The sequence below is a fragment of the Rhizobacter sp. P3_B12 genome, from assembly GCF_056402895.1.
Window position 1 is genome coordinate 1 of sequence record NZ_JBFUGN010001138.1, and the last position, 1,812, is coordinate 1,812.

The 1,812-nt window shown below is 67.0% G+C and carries 2 protein-coding genes; one reads left to right on the top strand and one right to left on the bottom strand.

What is annotated here, in order from left to right; translation table 11 throughout:
- Positions 1-5 precede the first annotated feature (5 nt).
- Complete coding sequence (def, locus tag AC1D01_RS33025; protein WP_477873702.1) at positions 6-518, bottom strand: peptide deformylase; 513 nt, start codon at positions 516-518, stop codon at positions 6-8.
- A 208-nt stretch (positions 519-726) separates the two neighbouring features.
- Here def and AC1D01_RS33030 point away from each other — a divergent pair.
- A partial coding sequence (locus AC1D01_RS33030; protein ID WP_477873703.1) for a LysM peptidoglycan-binding domain-containing protein occupies positions 727-1,812 on the top strand: 1,086 nt, incomplete at its 3' end.

The following is a 1,812-nucleotide window of genomic DNA, read 5'->3' on the forward strand; positions in this document are numbered from 1 at the left end:
GCCGCTCAGGGACGCTGTTCGTCGCGCGTGCGCTTCAGCATCTTGGTCTTGATGCGGTCGCGCTTCAGCGAGCTCAGGTACTCGACGAACACCTTGCCCAGCAGGTGGTCCATCTCGTGCTGCACGCACACCGCGAGCAGGCCTTCGGCGTCGAACTCGCAGATTTCGCCGGCGCGGTTCAGTGCCCGCACGCTGACGCGGGCGTGGCGCGGGACCTTGTCGTAGACCTGCGGCACCGACAGGCAGCCTTCGTCGCCGGTCACCATCTCTTCGCTGAGCGCGGTCAGCTCGGGGTTGATCAGGACGTGCGGTTCGTCACGGCGCTCCGAGGTGTCGATCACGATCACGCGTTCGTGGACGTCGACCTGCGTCGCCGCCAGGCCGACGCCGTCGGCCTCGTACATGGTCTCCAGCATGTCGTCGACAAGCTGTCGGATGCGTGCGTCCACTTGCGTGACAGGCTTGGCAACGGTGTGCAGCCGGGGATCGGGGTAACGGAGTATCGAGAGCTTGGCCATGTGGGAAACGCGCAACGCCGGACGGCGTGACAGGACGCACGCGAGGTGTGTCCGGAAGTCAATTTCGTTGCGATATCAAGGGTTTAGGGGCAGAATCTGTGAAACTGAATGAAGATTTTCGCTGAGCCGCAGGCATCGTGCCGCGGCCCGGTTCAGTTAACCGCACAACGCAGCATTGTGCTGCCTGAGCGCCCGGAGACTTACCTTCATGACCCGAAGCCACCGTATCGCCCTGTCGTTCCCCCGGGCTGCCGCCATCACCGTTGCGCTGGGCGTCTGCTTCGGTTCCGCGACCGCGAACGCACAAGCCGGCAACTACCCGATCACTCCCAAGCAGCGCAGCACCGCGCAGCAGGTGGCCGAAGCCGGCGTCGCGCTGTCTGACCTGTCCCCCAATGCGCCCGACTCGTACACCGTGAAGCGCGGCGACACGCTGTGGGACATCTCCAGCGTGTTCCTGGTCAGCCCGTGGCGCTGGCCCGAGCTGTGGGGCATGAACCTCGACCAGATCCGCAATCCCCACCTGATCTACCCGGGCCAGGTGCTGTTCCTCGACAAGGCCAATGGCCGTGCCCGCCTGCGCGTCGGCTCCGGCGAGCAGGGCGGCGTCGTCAAGCTGTCGCCGCGCGTGCGTGAAGGCGACCTGTCGCGCGACGGCATCCCGGCGATCGCGCTGAACCTGATCGAGCCGTTCCTGAACGAGGCCGTGATCGTCGACGAGAACGAACTCGCGAAGGCGCCGCGCGTCGTCGCGACGCCGGAAGCCCGCGTGCTGCTGGCGCGTGGCGACAAGGCCTATGTGCGCGGCGACCTGGGCGGCGCGCGCAACTTCCGCTTCTTCCGCGAGCCGCAGGCCCTGCGCGACCCGACCACCAACGAGGTGCTGGGCTACGAGGCGTTCTACCTCGGCACCGGCGAGCTGATCCGCCAGGGCGACACCAGCGGCGCCGCACGTGCCGACGACATCGTTCCCGACACCTTCATGCTGACCAGCATCCGCCAGGAAGTGCGCGTCGGCGACAAGCTGTCGCCGGTCCCGCCGCGCGAATTCCAGAACTACATTCCGCGCGCGCCGCAGTCGCCGATCACCGGCCAGATCGTCTCGGTGTACGGCGAGGCCGTGGCGGCCGGCCAGAACCAGATCGTGTCGCTGAACAAGGGCGCGCGCGACGGGCTCGAGAAGGGCAACGTGCTGGCGCTGTGGAAGGACGGCGCGCGCACCGTCGACAAGACCGAAAAGGGCACGCCGGCGATCAAGCTGCCGGACGAGCGCCATGGCTACCTGTTCGTCTTC

What these genes read in the sequence shown, in the direction of transcription:
- def (WP_477873702.1), bottom strand. Translation starts at nt 518, where the DNA reads ATGGCCAAGCTCTCGATACTCCGTTACCCCGATCCCCGGCTGCACACC.